The organism is Lysobacter sp. 05T417 (assembly GCF_056396405.1).
Genome location: NZ_JBFTLK010000003.1, coordinates 58,704 through 79,549, shown reverse-complemented (window position 1 = coordinate 79,549; position 20,846 = coordinate 58,704). Strand labels below are relative to the sequence as shown.

Below are 20,846 nucleotides of genomic sequence, written 5' to 3'. Positions count from 1 at the left end.
CGGCCTTCAGGAACCGCTAGCATAACGCAATGCCTGTTTTGCCCCCCACATCCCCGGCCCCCTCGTCGTCGTCGATGGCCGGACTGTCCGGCCCTTCCAGCAGCGGTCGTCACGATGTCCTCATCGTCGGCGGTGGCCTGGTCGGCGCCAGCCTGGCGATCGCGCTGGAGCGGATCGGCCTCGACGTCGGACTGGTCGAAGCCGCCCCGGCTGGTGCGCTGCCGGCGGTGTTCGACGAGCGCAACCTCAGCTTCGCCGAAGCCACCGTCAATGCGCTGTCGGTCCTGGGCGTGCTGCAGAAGCTGCGCGCGCCCAGTGGCGCGATCGAGCGCATCCACATCAGCCGCCGCGGCGACTTCGGCCGCAGCCTGCTGGAGGCGCGGCGCTATGGCCGCAGCGAGTTCGGCCGGGTGGTGATCGCGCGCGATTTCGGCGAGGCGCTGGAGGCGCGGCTGGCGGAACTGCCGCGGCTGGCGCGGTACCGGCCGGCGCGCTTCCTTGGCCTGGCCCCGGCTGACGGCGACGGATGTGCGGTGCGCGTGAGCGTGGCAAACGGCGAGCGCGTGCTGCAGGCGCAATTGCTGGTGGCCGCCGACGGCACCCGCAGCGGCGTACGCGACGCCCTTGGCATCGGCATCGAGGAACACGACTACCGGCAGACCCTGTTCGTCGCCCGCGTCCGCGCGGCGCGGCCGCCCGACGGCACCGCCTACGAGCGCCTGGGCGACGAAGGCCCGACCGCGCTGTTGCCGCGCGGCGATCGTCACTACGGCCTGATCCATGCCGTCGCCAGCGAGCACGCCGACGCAGTCGCCGCACTGGACGAAGCCGCCTTCCTGGCGCGTGCGCAGGATGCATTCGGCTGGCGCGCCGGACGGTTTGTCGGCTGCGGCCCGCGCAGCACGCACGCGGCGATCCGCGTGCTGGCGCGCCGCACCACGGCACACCGCGCCGTGCTGGTGGGCAACGCCGCCCAGACCATCCACCCGATCGGTGCACAGGGCTTCAACCTCGGCCTGCGCGATGCACTGACCCTGGCCGAACTGATCGAGCAGGCGCGTCGCGCCGATCCGGCGGCCGATTGCGGCACGGCCGCATTGCTCGCTGCCCATGTCGCGCGCCGGCGCGAGGACCGCGAACGCACGATGGGTTTCTCCGACGGCCTGGCGCGCCTGAGCGCGAACGATGCGCCCTTGCTGCGACCCTTGCGCAGCCTGGGCATGTTCGCGGTGGATCGCCTGCCATCGGCGCAGTCGTTCCTGGTCGGCGGCGCGATGGGCTATCGCGGCGACGTGCCGGCGCTGTGCCGGGAGATGCAGCGATGAGCCGGCGCGGTGGCGTGGACGTGATCGTGGTTGGCGCCGGCGTGGTCGGTGCGGCCGCGGCCCTGGCCTTTGCCCGCGATGGCCTGCGCGTGGCGCTGGTCGAAGCGCGTGAACCGCCGCCATGGCGCGCGGAAGCAACCGGCTCCGATGCGATCGATCTGCGCGTGTATGCGTTCGCGCCGGACAACGCCGCGCTGCTCGACGGCCTCGGCGCATGGTCGGACGTGCAGGCGGCACGCGCGCAGCCGTATCGGGCGATGCGGGTGTGGGATGCGGCCGGCGGCGGCGAACTCGCCTTCGACGCCGATGCGTTCGGCCGGCGCGAGCTGGGCTGGATCGTCGAGCACGCCCTGCTGGTCGACCGTCTGTGGTCGGCCTTGCCGGCGGCCGGCGTTGACCTGCATTGCCCCGATACCGTTACCGCGTTCGAACAGGACGAGCAGGGCGCTACCGTGCAATTGCACAGCGGCGTGTCGTTGCGGGCGCGTCTGGTCGTGGCCGCAGACGGCGCCGAGTCGAAGTTGCGCGCACTGGCCGGCATCGAAGCACCACGGCAGGATTACGGCCAGCGCGGCCTGGTGGCGTTCGTGCGCAGCGAGCTGCCGCACCAGTCGACCTGCTGGCAGCGCTTCCTGGCGACCGGTCCGCTTGCGTTCCTGCCGTTCGCCGGCGATGGCCACGACAGTTCCATCGTCTGGACCCTGCCCGATGACGAGGCCGCGCGCCTGCTGGAAGTCGACGCTGCGCAGTTCCTGCGCGAGCTGGAGCTGGCGTTTGCCGGGCGCCTGGGCGCGCTGACGGAGGTGTCCAGGCGCGCTGCATTCCCGCTGCGCCTGCAACTGGCGCAGAGCCAGGCCAAGGGGCGCCTGGTGCTGATTGGCGATGCTGCCCATGCGGTGCATCCGCTGGCGGGGCAGGGCGTCAATCTCGGCTTGCGCGATGTCACGACGCTGCGCGCGGTCTTGGCGCAGGCGCATCAGCGCGGCAGCGACCCGGGCGCGGCACAGTCGCTGTCGCGGTGGGCTCGCCAGCAGCGCAGCGCCAACGCGGTGTCGGCCTATGCCTTCGACGGCATCAACCGGCTGTTCTCCAATGATGCGCTGGTGCCGACATTGCTGCGCGGGCCGCTGCTGGGCCTGGCCGGGCGCTTGCCTCCGCTCACGCACGCCTTCTGGCGCCACGCCGCCGGACTGTAGCGGTCGCGCGCTCTGGCGATGGCGGTTGCCGTTGCGCCTCCATCCCTTCCCGCTCCATGGGAAGGGATGGCCTGCACACCCCCGTGTGTACACACATTCGTAATCGCGTATTTGAAATCCAGCTGCGGCTTACATGCCGCCGGCAAGTTCCTTGCGGCTGATGCGACCGTTGTGGTCGGCGTCGATGCGACCGAAGTTGGTAGCCAGCGTTGTGTCGGTGCCCACTTCGGTGCGGCTGAGATTGCCGTCGCGGTCAGCGTCGAGCGAATCGAAATCGACCTTGGTCGACAGCGTCGAGTTCGGCGGGCTCGATGTCACGTTGACCTGTTGCTTTGCGGCAACTGCCGGCACGGCAGGAGTGGCCGGCACGGCCGGGGCCGGCGGCGTCGATGCCTGCACGGCAGCCTCGGCGGCCTGCTGCGCCTGCGCGCTGGCGGCGCTGGCGGCCGACGCCGCCTCGCTCGCCTCGGCGGCGCCGGAGGCAGGATTGGCACCGGTGGCGGCGACGTCCTGCGCGGCGTGCGCATCATGGGCGGCATTGACCGAGCGGTTGGCAGCGTCCTGCGCGTCGCTGGCATGCATCGAGGTCTGCGGGCCATAGCCTGCCGCCGCATTGGCGGTGGCGTCACGCGCGCTCTGGGCACTGTCGCGCGCCGCTTCGGCGTTCGCAGTGGCCGCCTGCGCCGCGGCTTCGGCCTGCTGCTGCGACTTGGCCGGGCTGCCCTGGGTGCGTTGTGCCAGTGCAGTGCCGCTCGATGCGAGCGCGACCAGCAATGCGGCTGCGAGGACCTTCTTCGTGTTGATCGTGTGCGCGGTATTCATTGTCTGCTCTCGCCTCTGTCTGGGATGCACAGGCGACGCTAGTACCGCAGTTATCAACCGCAGATAAATTTCCCGTTCCAACGATGTGCAGTGTTCACGCAGGTGAGGGCGGCGTCATTGCCGCGCCGCCAAATCGATGAACCCTTCGCGACGCGTCATTGCCGCGTCGCGAAAACCGTGATTTCTTCGCGATCGTGATAGAGCTGGCGGGCGCGGATCAGCAGCGGCCTTTCGGCCTGGCGCTCGAACAGCTCCAGGCACAGCCGGGTTTCCTCCCAGCGCTTCTTCATCGGCAGCTTCAGGTTGAAGATGGTGTGCTTGCACCAGCCTTCACGGATCCACGTGGCCATGCGTTCGGCGACGCGGCGCGGTTGCTCGACCATGTCGCAGACCATCCAGTCCAGCGGCCCTTTGGGTTGCCACTGGAACCCGTCCGCGCGCAGGTGTTCGACGCGCCCGCTGTCGAGCAGGTGCGGTTGCACCGGGCCGTTGTCGATGGAGATCACGCGCAGGCCCTGGCGCATCAGCACCCAGCTCCAGCCGCCCGGCGATGCGCCCAGGTCGGCGCCGCGCATGCCATCGCGGAACAGTCCTTCGCGTTCGTGCTCGTGGACCAGCGTCAGCAGCGCCTCTTCCAGCTTCAGCGCCGAGCGGCTCGGTGCGTCCGCATGCATGCGCAGGCGCGGAATGCCCAGTGGCCACGGCGAGCCGTCGCGCGGGCTGCCCTGCGCGAGCATGGCGTGGTCGCCGGCGAGGAAGATCACGTGCAGACGCGGACGCCTGGGGTCGTCGATGCGGGTCAGCCAGCCGGCTTTGCGCAGCGCCGGTCGCAGCGCATTGCCGAATGCGCGCGCCAGGCCCGCGAGTGGCTTGGCCTCGTCGGAATCGGGATGCTCGACCCACAGGTCGCCGTAGGCAGACGGCTTGCCGTCGGGGTAGGCGGCGTCGAGCGCAGCGAGGATCGGCGTGATGCGGTCGCTAGGGTCGAGACCTTGCAGGTCGGCCAGGCGCAACAGCTTCTGGCGGGCGAAGATCAGCTCGTCGAAGGTCAGTGCGCGCGACAACGCGGCGGCATCGGTGCCGAGGAACTCGACGTAGGCCTGGTTGCGCTGCGTGCGCGCGTAACCGGGCAGGTCGACCCGCGCGGCGCGCTCGCCCAGCTCGGCGGCCAGCTCCGGTTCGAAGCCGGGGCGGCAGTAGCACAGCAGCGCGTCGACGATCGGCGTTACTTCGTTCATGGTCAGTAGCGCTCGCCGCCGCGTTCGCCGTACACGCGCAGTACCGCGCGTGCTTCGTCGCGGTGGATGTCGCGCACGACCTGTATTCCGCGGCGTTCCAGCTCGCCGGTCCAGTCGGCGGGCAGGGGGCCTTCGTCGAACTCGGTCAGCTCTTCGACGTCATCGCTGCGCGCGCCGATCAGCAGCCGGTCGATGCCGGCCCAGACCGTGGCGCCGTAGCACTGGCAGCACGGCTGCGAGGACGTGGCCAGCGTGATCGGGCCAACGCGCTCACCGTTGGCATCCTCGTTCAGGCGCGCGCGCTGGGTGCGCTGCTGCGCCAGCATGTAGGCCATGGTCTCGGCGTGCGCCAGCGAGCAGGTGTGCGGCAGCACGCGGTTGACGCCGATGGAGATGATGCGGCTGTCGGGGCCGAAGACCGCAGCGCCGAACGGTCCGCCGCTGCCGGCTTCGATGTTGTGCCGCGACAACGCGATCGCGAGGGCGACCTTGGCCTCGTCGCCGTCGTAACTGCGGCCGGCGTCGACCGAGTCATGCACCCATGCCGGCAGGGTCAGGTGAACCTGTGCATACAGCATCAGCGCACCTGCTCCGGGCCGGGATCGAGACCGGACGAGACTTCGCTGCACTGCCCCTGCGTGCACTGGCAGCTGTCGATCGTCTTGAATCCACACACGCCCATGCGCCCGCTCTTGGCGCAGGCGGCCTGGACGCTGGCGGGGTCGGTCGGGCTGTTGGCGTTGACGCAGGCAGGCATCGCGCCGCAGCAGTTGCCGACATCCTTGATGGCGCAGTCGGCGTCGCTGCGGCAGCTGCGATCAATTTTCACGACCGCGGGCTTCGCTGGCGCCGCCACCGACTGTGCAGGTGGCGGTGCGGCGACCGGCGCCGGCGTGGCTGGAGTCACCGGCGCGGCAACCGGCGAGGGGGTTGCCGCGCCAGCGGCGTCCGAAGGGGGGGCGGCGCAGGCGCACAGCGTGCACAGCAGCAGTGCGATCAGTACCGTCGTCAGACGACGCATGGCCAAACTCCTCAGGCTTTGGTGGTCCAGGTGTCACGCAGGGTGACGCTGCGGTTGAACACCGGCGCGTCGCTGCGATGGTCATGGCGGTCGGCGACGAAGTAGCCGATGCGCTCGAACTGGAACGACTGCTCCGGCTCGGCGACCGCGGCCGCCGGCTCGACATAGCCGGTGACGGTGCGGCGCGAATCCGGGTTGAGGTGGTCCTGGTAGGTCTTGCCGGCGCCTTCGTCGTCGTCCGGATCGGCGACGTTGAAGAGGCGGTCGTACAGGCGGATCTCGGCGGCGATCGCATGCTGCGCGCTGACCCAATGGATCGTGCCCTTGATCTTGCGGTCGGCGCCGGCCATGCCCGGACGCGACTCGGGATCGAGCACGCCGCGGATCTCGACGACCTTGTCGCCGTCCTTGATCACTTCGTCGCAGCGGAAGATGCCGGCGCCACGCAGGCGCACTTCGCCGCCCGGGATCAGGCGCTTGAAACCCTTGGGCGGCACTTCCTCGAAGTCCTCGCGCTCGATCCACAGCACGTTGGAGAACGGCATGGTGCGCACGCCGGCGCTCTCGTCCTTGGGGTGGTTGGGGAACGTCAGCGATTCCTCGTGGCCGTCGGCCAGGTTGGTGATCACCAGCTTGAGCGGGTCGATCACCGCCATGCGCCGCGTTGCGCTGGCGTCGAGGTCGTCGCGCAGGGCGCCTTCGAGGATGGAGATGTCGAGCAGCGAGTTCTGCTTGCTGATGCCGACGCGATCGACCATCAAACGCAGCGCCGACGGCGTGTAGCCGCGGCGGCGGATGCCCTGCAGGGTCGGCATGCGCGGGTCGTCCCAACCATCGACCAGCCCGGCCTGCACCAGCGCCATCAGCTTGCGCTTGCTCATCACCAGGTAGTTGAAGTTCAGGCGCGAGAATTCGATCTGGCGCGGCTTGCTGGCTTCGAACGGCAGGCCCTTGCTGGTCAGCGGAGAAACCAGGTCCGGCGAGTTGGCCAGGTCAACCTTGTCCACGCACCAGTCGTAGAGCGGGCGGTGGTCCTCGAACTCCAGCGTGCACAGCGAATGGGTGATGCCTTCGACCGCATCGCTGAGCGAGTGGGCAAAGTCGTACATCGGGTAGATCGGCCAGTCCATGCCGGTGTTCTGGTGCTCGACGTGCTTGATGCGGTACAGCGCCGGGTCGCGCAGGTTCATGTTGCCGGCGGCCATGTCGATCTTGGCGCGCAGCGTGCGCGCGCCGTCGGGGAACTCGCCGGCGCGCATGCGGCGCAGCAGGTCGAGGTTCTCCTCGACGCTGCGGTCGCGGTACGGCGAGTTGCGGCCGGGCTCGGTCAGCGTGCCGCGGTAGGCGCGCACCTCATCGGCCGACAGGTCGCAGACGAAGGCGTCGCCCTGGCGCACCAGCTTCTCGGCGGCCAGGTAGATGACTTCGAAGTAGTCCGAGGCATGGCGCAGGTCGTGCCACTCGAAACCGAGCCAGCGCACGTCTTCCTGGATCGCGCGGACGTATTCCGGGTCTTCCTTGACCGGGTTGGTGTCGTCCAGGCGCAGGTTGCACTCGCCGCCGAACTCGCGGGCGATGCCGAAGTCCAGGCAGATCGCCTTGGCGTGGCCGATGTGCAGGTAGCCGTTGGGCTCGGGCGGGAAGCGGGTCTTGATCGCCTGGTGCTTGCCGCTGGCCACGTCCTCGCGAACGATCTGCCGGATGAAGTCCTGCCTGGTGGATGCCAGGGCATCGTCGGCGGTGGGGACGGCGGTCGGAGCATTGGCGTGGGGCGTAGCGGACATTCGGGATCGCACGGGCGGGGAAGACCGGGAAGTTTAGCCGCTGGCGGACAATGGCGTCGTTTCTGGCCCGGAATCCGTCTCCGCGGCGCTCGCAGCCCGTTCAATTGCGCCGGCGTATGCTCGGACGCAGCCCCTGCCGTGGATACCCCCGTGAAAGTCGTCTACGAAGCCGCCAACCTGATCGACGCGCACCTGGTCCGGCATGCCCTGGAAGCCGAGCAGATCCCGGTGTTCCTCAAGGGCGAGGCGCTGCTGGGCGGCATGGGCGAGCTGCCCCTGTTCGGGACGATCCTGGTGTGCGTGCCGGATGTGGTCTGGCCCGAAGCCAGCGAGATAGTCGCCGCGCTGCCGCTGAACCAGCCGCCGGACGAGGCCGGTGAGGCCGGTGAGGAAGCGTCGGACCTGCCACCGGGCCTGCTGCCGGCCTGATCCGGCTGGCACCCAACTCCTGAACCCGTCGGCATGTCGGGTATCGTGACCCGCCCAGCCGCGCCCGTGCCCCCATGTCCTCTTTCGAATCCCTGATCCGCGAAGTCGCCGACTTTCCCAAGCCGGGCGTGGTGTTCCGCGATGTCACGCCGCTGCTGGCCGACGCCGGCGGTTTCGCCCGCTGCATCGACGCGCTCGCCGAACCCTGGCAGGGCAGCGAGGTGCAGGCGGTGTGCGGGATCGAGTCGCGCGGCTTCATCTTCGGTGCGGCGCTGGCGCAGAAGCTGCACGCCGGCTTCGTGCCGCTGCGCAAGCCGGGCAAGCTGCCGCCGCCGCTGGTCGAGGTCGCCTACCAGCTCGAATACGGCAGCGATCGCCTGCAGGCGCGCAACGATGCCCTGCGACCGGGCGAACGCACCCTGATCGTCGACGACGTGCTCGCCACTGGCGGCACCCTCGCGGCGGCGCAGGAGCTGGTGCTGAAACTGGGCGCCGAACTGGTCGGCGCGAGCGTGCTGATCGAGCTGGAAGCATTGCAGGGCAGATCGCGCTGGAGGGGTGCGACGCCCCTGCACGCCCTGCTTCGCTACTAGGCCCGCGACACTAGGCCCGCGACACCAGGCCCGCGACGGGCACTTCACGCCGCCCACGCGCCCGGTCAGTAGCCTGACTGCGGCGCGGCTGCCGGGGCGGGTGGATGGACGCATTCAATTACCTGTCGGTCATGGTGTCGATGGTCCTCGGCCTGGGCCTGACCCAGCTGTTCGCCGGCATCGGCAACATGGTGCAGATCCGCCGCCGGGTCGATCACTACTGGCTGCATGGCGTCTGGGTAGGGCTGCTGATCGCGCTGCATATCCAGATGTGGTGGTCGTTCTGGGCGATGCGTTCGGAACGCGACTGGACCTACGGCGAGTTCGCCTATGTCCTGATCGGGCCGGGGACGTTGTGCATCGCCAGCCATGCCTTCCTGCCTGAACTGATCGACGGCAGCATCGATGTCCGCAAGCACTATTACGACGCCCGCAAGGTGTTCTTCGGAATGCTGATCGTGGCGGCGCTGTGGGGGATCTTCATCGAACCGCTCATGGGGCTGCGGCCGCTGCTGATTCCGTTCCGCCTGGTGCAGGTGGCGGGGATCGGGCTGATGGTGGCCTGCGCGATATCCGACCGGCCGCGCGTGCACGTGGTGTCCACGTTGCTGATCACCGTGATGCTGGCGGCGGGGACGGTGCTGACGCGCTATCGCCTCGGCCAGACCGGCCTGGAATGAGCCGCGCTACACCTGCAACGACTGCGAGGCGTGCGACCTGGGCGGCACCAGCAGCGACGCTGGCAGCTTGCGGAACTCGCCCGCCAGCTGCATCAGGAAATCGCCCATCGCCGAACTGCGCCGCCAGACCATCGCGATCTGCCGGTGCGGCGCATCGCCGCGGAAACGCAGCAGGTGGATGTCGGAGGAGACCGGCACCGGCGGCTGCACCGCAAGCACCGGCAGCAAGGTGATGCCGACACCGGCGGCGACCATCTGCCGCAGCGTTTCCAGGCTGGTGGCGCGGAAGCCGTCGCGTTCGCCGGCACCGGCCATGTGGCACACGTCCAGCGCCTGGTCGCGCAGGCAGTGGCCTTCCTCGAGCAGGAGCAGGTGTTGGTTGTCGAGGTCCTGGACGTCGAGCGAATCCTGGTCGGCCATCGGGTGGTGTTGCGGAACGGCCAGCAGGAACGGCTCGTCGAAGAGCACTTCGACGTGCAACTGGTCGTCGTGGATCGGTAGCGCAAGCAGGCCGGCGTCCAGGCGGCCGTCGCGCAGGCGCGCGAGGATCTGGTCGGTCTTTTCCTCGACCAGCAGCAGCTCCAGGCGCGGGAAGCGCTGGCGCAGGCCCGGCACCACGTGCGGGAGCAGATAGGGGCCCAGCGTGGGGAACAGGCCGAGCCGGACCGTGCCGGCCTCCGGATCCTGGCTGCGGCGCGCGATCTCGGCCATCTGCTCGACATCGGCGATGACCTTGCGCGCGCGCTCGGCGACTTCGCGCCCCACCGGCGTCAGCATCACCCGGCGCGGCGCCCGTTCGACCAGCGCGACGCCGAGCTCGTCCTCGAGTTTCCTGATCTGCGTCGACAGCGTCGGCTGGCTGACGAAGCTGGCCGCGGCGGCGCGGCCAAAGTGCTTGTGATCGGCGAGGGCTACCAGGTACTTGAGGTCGCGCAGGTTCAAGGGTGTTTCTCCAACACGGCTTGTGGGGCGACGGACAACTTCGGCTCTTCTTTCGATCTAAAACGTTGTGGCCACTTTTGACCCTACTCGCATCGTCATCCCCGCGAAGGCGGGGACCCAGTGGCTTTTTGTGCAATCAGATTGCGAAGACGCTGGGTTCCCGCCTTCGCGGGAATGACGGTATCAATCGAATCAGGCTGCAACCGCGGTCGCGTTTTCCGCCGGTGCACTGGTGCGGATCAGGTGGTCGAACGCGCTCAGCGCAGCCTTGGAGCCTTCACCCATCGCAATCACGATCTGCTTGTACGGCACGGTCGTGACGTCGCCTGCGGCGAACACGCCCGGGATCGACGTACGTCCGAACGCATCCACTTCGATCTCGCCGCGCGGCGACAACGCCACCGTGCCCTTGAGCCATTCGGTGTTGGGCAGCAGGCCGATCTGCACGAACACGCCTTCCAGCTCGACCCGGTGCGAGTCGCCGCCGACACGGTCCTTGTAGACCAGGCCGTTGACCTTCTGGCCATCGCCGAGCACCTCGGTGGTCTGGGCGCTGGTGACGATGGTGACATTGGCCAGGCTGCGCAGCTTGCGCTGCAGGACTTCGTCGGCGCGCAGCTGGTTGTCGAACTCGATCAGGGTGACGTGGCTGACGATGCCGGCCAGGTCGATCGCGGCCTCGACGCCGGAGTTGCCGCCGCCGATCACCGCCACGCGCTTGCCCTTGAACAGCGGGCCATCGCAGTGCGGGCAATAGGCCACGCCCTTGTTGCGGTACTGGTCTTCGCCGGGCACGTTCATCTGCCGCCAGCGTGCGCCGGTGGCGAGCACCACGCTGCGCGACTTCAGCGACGCGCCGTTTTCCAGCTGGATCTCGATCAGGCCGCCCGGCTCGCTGGCCGGAACCAGCTTGCTCGCGCGCTGCAGGTTCATGATGTCGACGTCGTACTCGCGCACGTGCTGCTCCAGTGCGCTGGCCAGCTTCGGGCCCTCGGTGTAGGTCACCGAGATGAAGTTCTCGATCGCCATGGTGTCGAGCACCTGGCCACCGAAGCGCTCGCCGGCGATGCCGGTGCGGATGCCCTTGCGCGCAGCGTAGATCGCCGCTGCAGCGCCGGCCGGGCCACCGCCGACGACGAGCACATCGAACGGCGCCTTGCCGCCGATCTTCTCGGCATCGCGCTGCGAGGCGCCGGTGTCGAGCTTGGCCAGCACCTGCTCGATGGTCATGCGGCCCTGGTCGAACGGCTGGCCGTTGAGGAACACGGTCGGCACCGACATCACCTGGCGCTGCTCGACCTCGTCCTGGTACAGCGCGCCGTCGATGGCAACGTGGCGGATGTTGGGGTTGATCACGCTCATCAGGTTCAGCGCCTGCACCGTGTCCGGGCAGCTCTGGCACGAGAGCGACATGAAGGTTTCGAACACGTACTCGCCTTCGAGGTCGCGGACCTGCTCGAGCAGTTCCGGCGCAGCCTTCGACGGATGGCCGCCGACCTGCAGCAGGGCCAGCACCAGCGAGGTGAATTCATGGCCCATCGGAATGCCCGCGAAGCGCACGCCGACATCGGTGCCGAGGCGGTTGATGGCGAACGAAGGCTTGCGCGCATCGTCATCGCGGCGCGCATAGGAAATCTTGTCCGACAGCGAGGCGACGTCCTGCAGCAGGGCCTCGAGCTCGCGCGACTTTTCGCCGTCGTCGAGCGAGGCGACCAGCTCTATTGGTTGTGTGACCTTTTCCAGGTACGCCTGCAACTGGGTCTTGAGATCGGCATCCAACATGGGGGACGGCTCCATCGTTTGTTCGAGACGGCTTTGTTCGGAATGAACGCCGCGAGCGCCCGGGCAGGGAGGGAGGGAGAGCTGCCCGAACGTCGCGACATCCAAAAAGGAAAACTGGCGGGCATCTGGCCGGCCGTGGTCCGCGGGGGCGGACGGTCGGGGCGGGCCGCTGTGAAAAGCGTGGCGCCCTGGCCCCACCCCTCTCCCGTGCGGGAGAGGGGCATCGGAACGGCTTTAGATCTTGCCGACCAGGTCCAGCGACGGCTTCAGGGTCTTCTCGCCCTCGTGCCACTTGGCCGGGCAGACCTCACCCGGGTGGGCGGCGACGTACTGGGCAGCCTTGACCTTGCGCAGCAGCTCGGAGGCATCGCGGCCGATACCGCCGGCGTTGATCTCGACGATCTGGATCTTGCCGTCCGGATCGATCACGAAGGTGCCGCGATCGGCCAGGCCGGCTTCCTCGATCATCACGCCGAAGTTGCGGGTGATCACGCCGGTCGGGTCGCCGATCAGCGGGTACTGGATCTTCTTGATCGTGTCGGAGGTGTCGTGCCAGGCCTTGTGGGTGAAGTGGGTGTCGGTGGACACGCCGTAGATCTCCACGCCCATCTTCTGGAACTCGGCGTAGTTGTCGGCCAGGTCGCCCAGCTCGGTCGGGCAGACGAAGGTGAAGTCGGCCGGGTAGAAGAACACCACGGACCACTTGCCCTTCAGGGTGGCGTCGGTGACTTCGACGAACTCGCCGTTCTTGTAGGCAGTGGCCTTGAACGGAAGAACTTGGGTGTTGATCAGCGACATCAGGGGATTCCTTATGCGGGGTGGGTGGAAGCGATGGACAGAGGTTAAGGAAGATGGGGTGATCCATCAAGTTGATTGATGGAATTGATTCAATAGGCACAGCCTATGGCTGGTCGGGCAGATAGGCGGCGCTTATCCATCCTGAGGTGCGGATGTTTCCGCCGGCGTCAAGGCGCGCCGGCTCGCGCCGCCCGGCCGCGCACGCGACAATGCCGCGATGAACGACTCCTCCCATTCAGGTGCGGCGACGGTGGCCCGGCTGCTGGCCGATGCCGCTGCGCGCCTGCCCGGCGATGAGGCCCGCGCCGAGGCCGAACGGCTGCTGGCGCACGCCCTGGGCGTGTCGTCGACCTGGCTGTACAGCCACGGCGAGGACGTACCCGATTCCGTCCGCGCAGCCGATTTCGAGCGCCTGCTACTGCGACGGCTTGCCGGCGAACCGGTGGCCTACCTGTTGGGCGAGCGCGGTTTCTGGCGATTCGACTTGCAAGTGACCCCGGCCACGCTGATTCCCCGTCCCGAAACCGAGCGCCTGGTCGAACTGGCGCTGGAACGCCTGCCGGCCGGCCGCGCGCTGCGCATCGCCGACCTGGGCACCGGGACCGGCGCCATCGCGCTGGCATTGGCGCACGAGCGGCCGCAGGCCCAGGTGGTGGCGGTCGATGTCAGCGAACCGGCACTGGCGGTGGCGCGCGCAAACGCCGGACTGCTCGGCCTGGCGCGCGTCGAGTTCCGCCATGGCGACTGGCTGGCGCCGCTGGCGGGCGAACGCTTCGATCTGATCGCGAGCAATCCGCCATACATCGCCGACGACGATGCCCACCTGCAACAGGGCGACCTGCGCTTCGAGCCGCGCAGCGCGCTGGCCTCCGGCCACGATGGCCTCGACGCGATCCGCGTCATCGTCGCCGACGCGCCCGACCATCTGGCGCCGGGCGGATGGCTGCTGATCGAGCACGGTTGGGAGCAGGGCGGTGCGGTGCGCGAACTGATGCTGGCGGCGGGATTGCAGCAGGTCGAAACCGCCACCGACTGGGAACAGCGCGACCGTGTGACGCTCGGGCGTTTGCCGCAGTAGACGCCTGCCGGCGCGCGCCGGCATTGGCATGCATGCATTGGCGTGCATGCCCAGCGGCTAGAATTGCCGACCTCTGATTTGCACCCCTGCCCAGGCGAGGCCCCGCGATGCGCACGCTCTATCCCGAGATCGAACCCTTCGACAGCGGCACCCTCCAGGTCGACGGGCGCCATACGCTCTATTTCGAGCAGTGCGGCAATCCCGACGGCAAACCGGTGGTGCTGTTGCACGGTGGTCCAGGTGCGGGTTGCAGCCCGAAGATGCGGCGCTTTCATGACCCGGCCAAGTACCGGATCGTGCTGTTCGACCAGCGCGGCAGCGGCCGCTCGACGCCGCACGCCGACCTGGTCGACAACACCACCTGGGACCTGGTTGCCGACATCGAGAAGCTGCGCGGCAAGCTGGGCATCGACAAGTGGCAGGTGTTCGGCGGCTCGTGGGGTTCGACGCTGGCGCTGGCCTATGCCCAGGCACATCCGCAGCGCGTGACCGGACTGGTCCTGCGCGGCATCTTCATGCTGCGTCGCTGGGAGCTGGAGTGGTTCTACCAGGACGGCGCCTCGCGCCTGTTCCCGGATGCGTGGGAGCACTACCTGAAGGCAATCCCGGTGGTCGAGCGCCACGACCTGATCAGCGCGTTCCACCGCCGCCTGACCTCCTCCGACGAAGCCACGCGCCTGGCCGCGGCCAAGGCATGGAGCGTGTGGGAAGGCGCGACCAGCTTCCTGCACGTCGATCCGGATTTCGCCGCGAGCCACGAGGATCCGCAGTTCGCGCTCGCGTTCGCGCGCATCGAGAACCACTACTTCGTCAACAGCGGCTTCTTCGAGGTCGACGACCAGTTGCTGCGCGACGCGCATCGCATCGCCGACATCCCGGGCGTGATCGTCCACGGCCGCTACGACGTGGTCTGCCCGGTCGCCAACGCCTGGGACCTGAAGAAGGCCTGGCCCAAGAGCGAACTGGTGATCACGCCGGCATCGGGGCACTCGGCGTTCGAGGCCGAGAACGTCGACGCGCTGGTGACGGCAACCGACCGCTTCGCCTGACGCGCAGCGCCAGGGGGGGCTGCATACGTATTCAAGGACGGCCCACCCCCGCCTCGCGCAGAATCGCCCGACAGCCGCCAGCAGGCGGCCCCAGGGGAGCCCGAATGAGCGCGATTGCCGAGTCCGAGCAACAACACGTCACCGCACGCGTGGTGCTGATATCCGCCGCCGCCGCTCTGGGCGGATTCCTGTTCGGCTTCGATACCGCGGTCATCAACGGTGCCGTCGATGCCATCCGCGGTGGCTTCGGCCTCGGTGCGGCGCAGACCGGCTTCGCCGTGTCGTGCGCGCTGCTGGGCTCCGCGCTGGGCGCCTGGTACGCCGGGCCGCTCGCCGACCGCTTCGGTCGCGTCCGCACGATGCAGGTGGCTGCGTTGCTGCTCGCCGTCAGTGCGCTCGGCTCGGGGCTGGTGTTCGGCGTGCTCGACCTGATGTTCTGGCGCGTGATGGGTGGCATAGGCGTGGGCGTGGCCTCGGTCATCGCGCCTACCTATATCGCCGAGGTCTCGCCGGCGGCGGTGCGCGGCCGCCTGGGTTCGCTGCAGCAGCTGGCGATCGTGCTTGGCATCTTCATGGCGCTGCTCAGCGATTCATGGCTGGCAGGACTGGCCGGTGGCGCTGCAGGAAAGCTGTGGTTCGGGCTGGAGGCGTGGCGCTGGATGTTCCTGGTCGCGGTGGTGCCGGCGCTGATCTACGGCGCACTGGTGCTGGGCGTGCCGGAGTCGCCGCGTCACCTGGTTGCGCGTGGCCGCCCGCGTGAAGCGCGCGACGTGCTGCGCCAGGTGCTGGGTCTCAACAGCGAATCGGCGCTCGACCAGAAGGTCAGCGACATCCAGAACAGCCTGAGTTCTGAGTACCGTCCCACGCTCAAGGATCTGCGCGGTCCGCGCGCCGGGTTGCTGCCGGTGGTGTGGATCGGCATCGCGCTGTCGGTGTTCCAGCAGTTCGTCGGCATCAACGTGATCTTCTATTACTCGTCCACGTTGTGGCATTCGGTGGGCTTCAGCGAGGCCGACTCGTTCACGATCACCGTGGTGACCTCGGTGGTCAACGTGCTGGTGACGCTGGTCGCCATCGCCCTGGTCGACAGGATCGGCCGCAAGCCGCTGCTGACCATCGGTTCGGCCGGCATGGCCGTCACCCTGGCGCTGATGGCGTGGTGCTTCTCGCAGGCGACCGGCAGCGGTTCCCAACTGAGCCTGCCCGAGCCGTGGGGCATGGTCGCGCTGGTGGCCGCCAATGCCTACGTCGTGTTCTTCGGCCTGAGCTGGGGGCCGATGGTGTGGGTCCTGCTGGGCGAGATGTTCCCCAATCGCATCCGCGCGATCGCGCTGGCGGTGGCGGCTTCGGCGCAGTGGATCGCCAACTTCGTCATCACCAGTTCGTTCCCGTCGCTGGCCGAGATCGGGCTGTCGTTCGCCTATGGCCTGTATGCGCTGTTCGCGCTGGGCTCGCTGGTGTTCGTGCTGACCTCGGTGCGCGAGACCAAGGGCATGGAGCTCGAGGAAATGCGCGACTAGAGCGCCGCTGAGCCGTCCGGGTTGTGCTCGATCATCCACAGCCCGGCCCACAGCTTCAGGTCCAGCTCGTAGCCCTCGCGCTGCTTCTGCATCAGCCATGCCGGTGCCTGCGCGCGGGGGATTTCGTGGACGGTGATGTCCTCGTTGTCGATGCCGCCGCCGTCGCCGACCTTGCTCAAGCCGCGCGCGCGCACGAAGGCGATGCGCTCGTTGCTCATGCCGGCCGAGGTCGGGCCGACCAGCAGCACGTCGACGCGCTGCGCCGACCAGCCGGTTTCCTCGATCAGTTCGCGCCGCGCCGCCGCTTCCAGTGTGTCGCCGGCATGGTCGTCGCCGACCAGTCCCGCCGGCATCTCGATCGTTCGCGCGCCCAGCGGCACCCGGTATTGCTCGACGAACAGCACCTTGTCCTCCGGCGTCACCGCGACCACGATCACCGCCATGCCGTCGCCGTTGGTGCGCTCCACGTACTCCCAGCGGCCACGCCGGCGCATGCGCAGCCAGGGGCCTTCGTAGAGGGTTTCCAGCGGTTCTTGTGCGTGATCGTCCATGGGGCGCCCTGGTGTTTTGCCGAATGCTACGCCTGGGCCTGTGACGTGGCGAAGTCGAGGCCGGCCGACTGATACAGGCGGCGTCGTGTCATCGGGCCGAAGCGGACCGCATCGCACAGCACGCCAAGGCCGGCGCTGTCGCCGTTGCCGCGCACGAACTGCAGGCCGGTGTCGCCCAGCGGCGCGTCGAGCGCGATCGTGGTCAGCTGCCGGCACAGCAACGCCTGTTCGCGATGCTGGCGCAGTTTCGCCGCTGCGCTGGCGGCGCCGCGCAGGCGCAGGTAGGGCACTTCCTCGACCCGGGCGAGCAACCCATCGAGGGTGTCGAAATGCGCCAGCAGCGCGGCCGCGGTCTTGGCGCCGATGCCGGGCACGCCGGGGATGTTGTCGACGGCATCGCCGGTGAGCGCCAGATAGTCGGCGATCTGCCGCGCCTGCACGCCGTGGCGCTCGGGCACGCCGGCCGCGCCCCAGCGCTGGCCGCGGGCGAAGTCCCACTGCTCGTCGTGATCGCCGAGCAGCTGCGACAGGTCCTTGTCGGCCGAAACGATCACCGAGCGGAAACCGTTGCCGCGGGCGGCATGCACGGCGCTGCCGATCAGGTCGTCGGCTTCGTACTGGCCGTGCGACAGCACCGCCAGGCCGAGCGCGCTGCACAGCGCTTTGCAGTGGACGAACTGGCGCTTGAGCTCTTCCGGCGCCGACTCGCGGTTGGCCTTGTAGGCCGGGTACAGCGCATTGCGGAAGCACGAGTCGAGCGCTTCGTCGAAGGCGATGGCGATGTGCTGCGGGCGGGTGCGGTCGATCAGCTCCAGCAGGAAGCGGGCGAAGCCGTGCACGGCGTTGGTCGGCCAGCCGTCGGCGTCGTGGAATTCGTTGGGCATCGAGTGCCAGGCGCGGAACACGTACATGCTCGCGTCGACCAGGTAAAGCGTCTGCCCCGGTGCGGGCGCTGCGGCGTCGACGCTGCTCATGCCGGTGACCACGCGCTCAGCAGGGCGGCCGGGTCGGGGCGCTCGCGTTCGGGCGCGTCCAGCTTCGGCGTACCTATATGGACAAAGCCGACGACGCGCTCGTGCTCGCCAAGGCCCAGCCATTGGCCGACCTGGGCGTCATAGGCCAGCCAGCCGGTCAGCCAGATCGCACCGTAGCCCAGTGCCTGCGCGGCCTGGAGCAGGGCGAAACAGACGCAGGAAGCCGTGGAAAAGCGTTCAGATTCGGGAATCTTCTCGTCCGGCCCGAGTTGTCCGATCACCGCGACCACCAGCGGGGCGTGGGAGAATCGCGTCCGGTCCTTCTCGATGACCGCGTCGCTGGCGTCCGGATCGCGCTGGCGGCTGCGCTGGGCCAGGCGTTCGCCAAACGCATGGCGGGCGTCGCCGCTGAAGCTGATGAAGCGGAAAGGCACCCGCTTGCCGTGGTCGGGGACCCGTACGGCCGAGCGCAGCAGGCGCATCAGGGTGTCCGGATCGGGGCCGGGCTCGCCCAGCTGCTTCGGCGGGACCGAGCGGCGGGCGTCCAAAGGGGCGAGGGCGAGGTCGAAATCCCGGGACGGGTCAGAAGTGTTTCGCGACATCAGTCACAATTGCTCAAAGTGGGCCTGCAAGGCGAGGTCGTATCTTGCCACTATGCGCCTACCACCTGCCGGCGCACGGCAGATTCGGTCCACGCAACTCTGGGGAACAAGCTAGTGTCCGGCTATCCGCACGGCGTCGCTCAAGCTACGCGTACCGATCCGATGCGCATGCTTGAGGAGATCAAGCGTCAGGCCCTGGAAGCGCTCGGCGGGCTGCCGGGGACGCTCTATGGCCCGATCGAGGACGCGCTCAAGCTCGCCTCCCTCAAGACCGATGGCAAAAACAACTTCTACGAAGAGCAGGCTGCGTTGTGGGTGCTGCGCCAGCAGCAGGCGTCGCATGTCATGCGTTTCCGCCAGCAGGTCGCGCAGGGCTTCGATGACTTCCGGGCGCTGCGGATCCGCAGCGGCGGCGAAGTCCAGCTGCGCCTGGTGGACGAGCAGCAACTGGAATACGAGCTTGCCAGCGGCCGCCTGAACGAGGCGCTGGTGGCGCGGTTCGCGCGCCCCCTGGACACCCTGCAAAGCCGCCTGCAGACCCTCTCCGAGGCGATGCGCGTGCCGATGGGGGTCAACCCGATCGGTCCGGACCGCCTGGTCGCGGCCTTTTCCCAGACCTTCCTGGAAGCGCAGGTCCCGGACACGCTGCGCGCACGCCTGTTCCGTCATTACGAAACCGAGCTGGTCCGCGTGCTCGGCGAGTTGTACGCACGCGTCAATACCGTATTGGCGACGTCCGGCTATGGCAGCGCCGCTCCGGCCACGCCGGCGCCGCGCGGCGACGACTCGCGCCGCGAGCGCGGCGGCCAGGGCGACGGCTACGGGCCGGCGCAGGGCTTCTCGGGCGGCGATGGTTTCGGTGGTCCCGGTGCTGGGCCGTCGTTCGCCCACGCCTCCGGGGCGGGCAATTTCGGACGGACCCTGTCGACCCCCATGTCCAACCAGGACATGGCGGCGATGGCCAGCGAGCTGGCCGAGTTGCGCAGCCAGTTGCATGCCTGGCGCGAAAGCGCGCCGAGGGCCGACGCCAGCCCGGGCTCGGTGTCCACGCGCGTCGGCGGGCCGCGCCGCGAGTTGCGCGTCGATGAAATCCTCAGCGTTGCCTCGCTGCTGCAGGCCGAGCCGCCGGATGCGTTCGCGCGCGCGCTGGCAGTGACCGGCAGGCTGGGCGAGACGATCCGCGACCATATCCAGGACGGCGCCCGCCGCCTCGGCCTCAATCCCGAACAGGCCTGTTTCAGCTCCGAGGAAGAGGACGCGATCGACCTGGTCGCGCTGCTGTTCGACTCGCTGTTCAAGCACAACGCCCTGCAGGATCGCGCCCGCCGCCTGTATGCGCGCCTGGTGCTGCCATACGTGAAGGTCGCGCTGACCGACAACGGCGTGTTCGTCAAGCGCGAGCACCCGGCGCGCCGTCTGCTCGACGCGATCACCGAGGCCTGCGAAGGCAACGACGCCGAGACCGCGCAGGATCGCGAACTGCTCGATCGCGCCACCGAGATCTCGCAGCGCATCGTCTCCGAATACAACGAAGACCTGGCCGTGTTCGAGTTGGCCCATGCCGAGCTCGACGCCCTGCTGGCGCAGCAGCGCCGCCGCATCGAAATGCAGGAGCAGCGCGCCGCCAAGGCCACCTATGGCCGCGAGCGCCTGGGCGCCGCGCGCGAGCAGGCCGAGTCGGCGCTGACCGACCGCCTTGCCGAGCCGGAGCTGACCCAGGCCGTAGCCGATTTCCTGGCGATGCCCTGGCGCCACCACGTGGTGCAGACGCTGCTGCGCGACGGCGCCGATCCGCGCCGCCACGCCGAAGCCATCGCCCTGGGCGATGCGCTGTTGATGGCCGATCGCATGGCCGAGCAGAACCGCGGCCGCGAGTTGGCCGACCAGCTGCTGGCGCTGCATCCGGCGATTGTCGAATGCCTGGCCAGTTCCGGCCTCGACGACAGCGCCGCGCAACACGGCATGGCTGGCCTGGTGCGCGCGCTGGCGACACCGGACACGCCGCGTCGCCGTCGCCCGGCGCCGCCGCTGACCATGCCCGAGGACGATGTCACCGAGAACGAGCGCAAGTTGTGGCTCGCCGGCGGCACCGACACCATGAGCCACGACCAGATCCTGGCCGAGCGCATGCGCAGCCTGGAATCGGGCGACTGGGTGCGCCTGACCGACCCGCAGGGCGAGTCGGTGGCGGCCAAGATCGCCTGGGTCAGCCCGCTGACGTCACGCTTCCTGCTGGTCAACCGCCGCGGCATCCGCATGCTGGTCGCCTCGCCGGAAGAACTGGCCGCACTGGCCAGCGCCGGGCGCCTGACCATCGGCGCCGAACGCACCGCCTTCGACGAGGCGATGCGGCAGGTGCGTCGTCATCTGGACAGGGCGCCGGTCGCGCGCTGAGCGTTGTCCCGGCGATTCAATCTCGCCCCGGCGGACGCCGGGGCCGGTCAAGGCAACGTCCATGGATT

General features: G+C 68.8%; 20 protein-coding genes. 9 read left to right on the top strand and 11 right to left on the bottom strand.

The genetic code is table 11. The annotated features are described in order from the left end of the window. Positions 1-74: 74 nt before the first annotated feature. Positions 75-1,325, top strand: coding sequence for a 2-octaprenyl-6-methoxyphenyl hydroxylase (gene ubiH, locus AC1DER_RS06320; RefSeq protein WP_477248034.1), 1,251 nt, complete (start codon positions 75-77; stop codon positions 1,323-1,325). After that, entirely contained in the window at positions 1,322-2,521 is a 1,200-nt protein-coding gene (locus AC1DER_RS06315) for an FAD-dependent oxidoreductase (RefSeq protein ID WP_477248036.1), read from the top strand. The genes ubiH and AC1DER_RS06315 overlap by 4 nt, the downstream gene beginning before the upstream one ends. A 129-nt stretch (positions 2,522-2,650) precedes the next feature. On the opposite strand, the gene AC1DER_RS06310 is transcribed toward AC1DER_RS06315, so the two are convergent. From AC1DER_RS06310 to AC1DER_RS06290, 5 genes are all read right to left on the bottom strand, one after another. Continuing rightward, positions 2,651-3,343, bottom strand: coding sequence for a hypothetical protein (locus tag AC1DER_RS06310; RefSeq protein ID WP_477357766.1), 693 nt, complete (start codon positions 3,341-3,343; stop codon positions 2,651-2,653). 155 nt (positions 3,344-3,498) lie between these two features. Next, positions 3,499-4,581 carry a 23S rRNA (cytidine(2498)-2'-O)-methyltransferase RlmM gene (gene rlmM / locus AC1DER_RS06305; RefSeq protein ID WP_477248243.1) on the bottom strand — a complete coding sequence of 361 codons (1,083 nt, stop codon included), beginning with the start codon at positions 4,579-4,581 and terminating at the stop codon, positions 3,499-3,501. Between the two features lie 2 nt (positions 4,582-4,583). After that, the gene (locus tag AC1DER_RS06300) at positions 4,584-5,159 is read right to left on the bottom strand and encodes a nucleoside deaminase (RefSeq protein WP_477357763.1); all 576 of its coding nucleotides are present in this window, start codon (positions 5,157-5,159) and stop codon (positions 4,584-4,586) included. After that, positions 5,159-5,602 carry a hypothetical protein gene (locus AC1DER_RS06295; RefSeq protein ID WP_477248239.1) on the bottom strand — a complete coding sequence of 148 codons (444 nt, stop codon included), beginning with the start codon at positions 5,600-5,602 and terminating at the stop codon, positions 5,159-5,161. Before AC1DER_RS06295 ends, AC1DER_RS06300 begins: the two co-directional genes overlap by 1 nt. Positions 5,603-5,613: 11 nt before the next feature. After that, positions 5,614-7,386 carry a glutamine--tRNA ligase/YqeY domain fusion protein gene (locus AC1DER_RS06290; RefSeq protein WP_477248237.1) on the bottom strand — a complete coding sequence of 591 codons (1,773 nt, stop codon included), beginning with the start codon at positions 7,384-7,386 and terminating at the stop codon, positions 5,614-5,616. Positions 7,387-7,536: 150 nt separating this feature from the next. Between AC1DER_RS06290 and AC1DER_RS06285 the strand changes: the two genes are divergently transcribed. The 3 genes from AC1DER_RS06285 (at position 7,537) to AC1DER_RS06275 (ending at position 9,088) form a co-directional block, all read left to right on the top strand. Then, a complete protein-coding gene (locus AC1DER_RS06285) occupies positions 7,537-7,815 on the top strand; it encodes a putative signal transducing protein (RefSeq protein WP_477248235.1) in 279 nt (92 codons plus the stop codon). 74 nt (positions 7,816-7,889) lie between these two features. After that, the gene (locus AC1DER_RS06280; protein WP_477248233.1) at positions 7,890-8,408 is read left to right on the top strand and encodes an adenine phosphoribosyltransferase; all 519 of its coding nucleotides are present in this window, start codon (positions 7,890-7,892) and stop codon (positions 8,406-8,408) included. 104 nt (positions 8,409-8,512) lie between these two features. Then, complete coding sequence (locus tag AC1DER_RS06275) at positions 8,513-9,088, top strand: hypothetical protein (protein WP_441817581.1); 576 nt, start codon at positions 8,513-8,515, stop codon at positions 9,086-9,088. Between the two features lie 6 nt (positions 9,089-9,094). On the opposite strand, the gene AC1DER_RS06270 is transcribed toward AC1DER_RS06275, so the two are convergent. From AC1DER_RS06270 to ahpC, 3 genes are all read right to left on the bottom strand, one after another. After that, positions 9,095-10,030 carry a LysR substrate-binding domain-containing protein gene (locus AC1DER_RS06270; protein WP_441817580.1) on the bottom strand — a complete coding sequence of 312 codons (936 nt, stop codon included), beginning with the start codon at positions 10,028-10,030 and terminating at the stop codon, positions 9,095-9,097. A gap of 192 nt (positions 10,031-10,222) precedes the next feature. After that, entirely contained in the window at positions 10,223-11,812 is a 1,590-nt protein-coding gene (ahpF, locus tag AC1DER_RS06265) for an alkyl hydroperoxide reductase subunit F (protein WP_477248230.1), read from the bottom strand. A 234-nt stretch (positions 11,813-12,046) separates the two neighbouring features. Next, positions 12,047-12,610 (bottom strand): alkyl hydroperoxide reductase subunit C, encoded by a 564-nt coding sequence (gene ahpC / locus AC1DER_RS06260; protein ID WP_241918628.1) that lies wholly within the window; start codon positions 12,608-12,610, stop codon positions 12,047-12,049. Positions 12,611-12,827: 217 nt separating this feature from the next. Here ahpC and prmC point away from each other — a divergent pair, with 217 nt between their 5' ends. The 3 genes from prmC to AC1DER_RS06245 all read left to right on the top strand — a co-directional run bounded on the left by prmC (position 12,828) and on the right by AC1DER_RS06245 (position 16,257). Then, a complete protein-coding gene (gene prmC, locus AC1DER_RS06255) occupies positions 12,828-13,688 on the top strand; it encodes a peptide chain release factor N(5)-glutamine methyltransferase (protein WP_477248228.1) in 861 nt (286 codons plus the stop codon). 107 nt (positions 13,689-13,795) lie between these two features. Continuing rightward, entirely contained in the window at positions 13,796-14,737 is a 942-nt protein-coding gene (gene pip / locus AC1DER_RS06250) for a prolyl aminopeptidase (protein WP_477248226.1), read from the top strand. Between the two features lie 104 nt (positions 14,738-14,841). Next, the gene (locus tag AC1DER_RS06245) at positions 14,842-16,257 is read left to right on the top strand and encodes a sugar porter family MFS transporter (protein ID WP_477248224.1); all 1,416 of its coding nucleotides are present in this window, start codon (positions 14,842-14,844) and stop codon (positions 16,255-16,257) included. On the opposite strand, the gene AC1DER_RS06240 is transcribed toward AC1DER_RS06245, so the two are convergent. Genes AC1DER_RS06240 through AC1DER_RS06230 form a run of 3 tightly spaced genes read right to left on the bottom strand, consistent with a single transcriptional unit; the run spans position 16,254 to position 18,384 of the window. Continuing rightward, positions 16,254-16,808, bottom strand: a complete 555-nt coding sequence (locus tag AC1DER_RS06240; RefSeq protein WP_477248222.1) for an NUDIX hydrolase — start codon at positions 16,806-16,808, stop codon at positions 16,254-16,256. The genes AC1DER_RS06245 and AC1DER_RS06240 overlap by 4 nt on opposite strands. A 26-nt stretch (positions 16,809-16,834) precedes the next feature. Next, positions 16,835-17,782 (bottom strand): 5'-3' exonuclease, encoded by a 948-nt coding sequence (locus AC1DER_RS06235; RefSeq protein WP_477248220.1) that lies wholly within the window; start codon positions 17,780-17,782, stop codon positions 16,835-16,837. Continuing rightward, complete coding sequence (locus AC1DER_RS06230) at positions 17,779-18,384, bottom strand: nitroreductase family protein (RefSeq protein ID WP_441817573.1); 606 nt, start codon at positions 18,382-18,384, stop codon at positions 17,779-17,781. The genes AC1DER_RS06235 and AC1DER_RS06230 overlap by 4 nt, the downstream gene beginning before the upstream one ends. A 162-nt stretch (positions 18,385-18,546) precedes the next feature. Between AC1DER_RS06230 and AC1DER_RS06225 the strand changes: the two genes are divergently transcribed. Further along, entirely contained in the window at positions 18,547-20,778 is a 2,232-nt protein-coding gene (locus tag AC1DER_RS06225; protein ID WP_477357760.1) for a DUF1631 family protein, read from the top strand. Positions 20,779-20,846 lie beyond the last annotated feature (68 nt).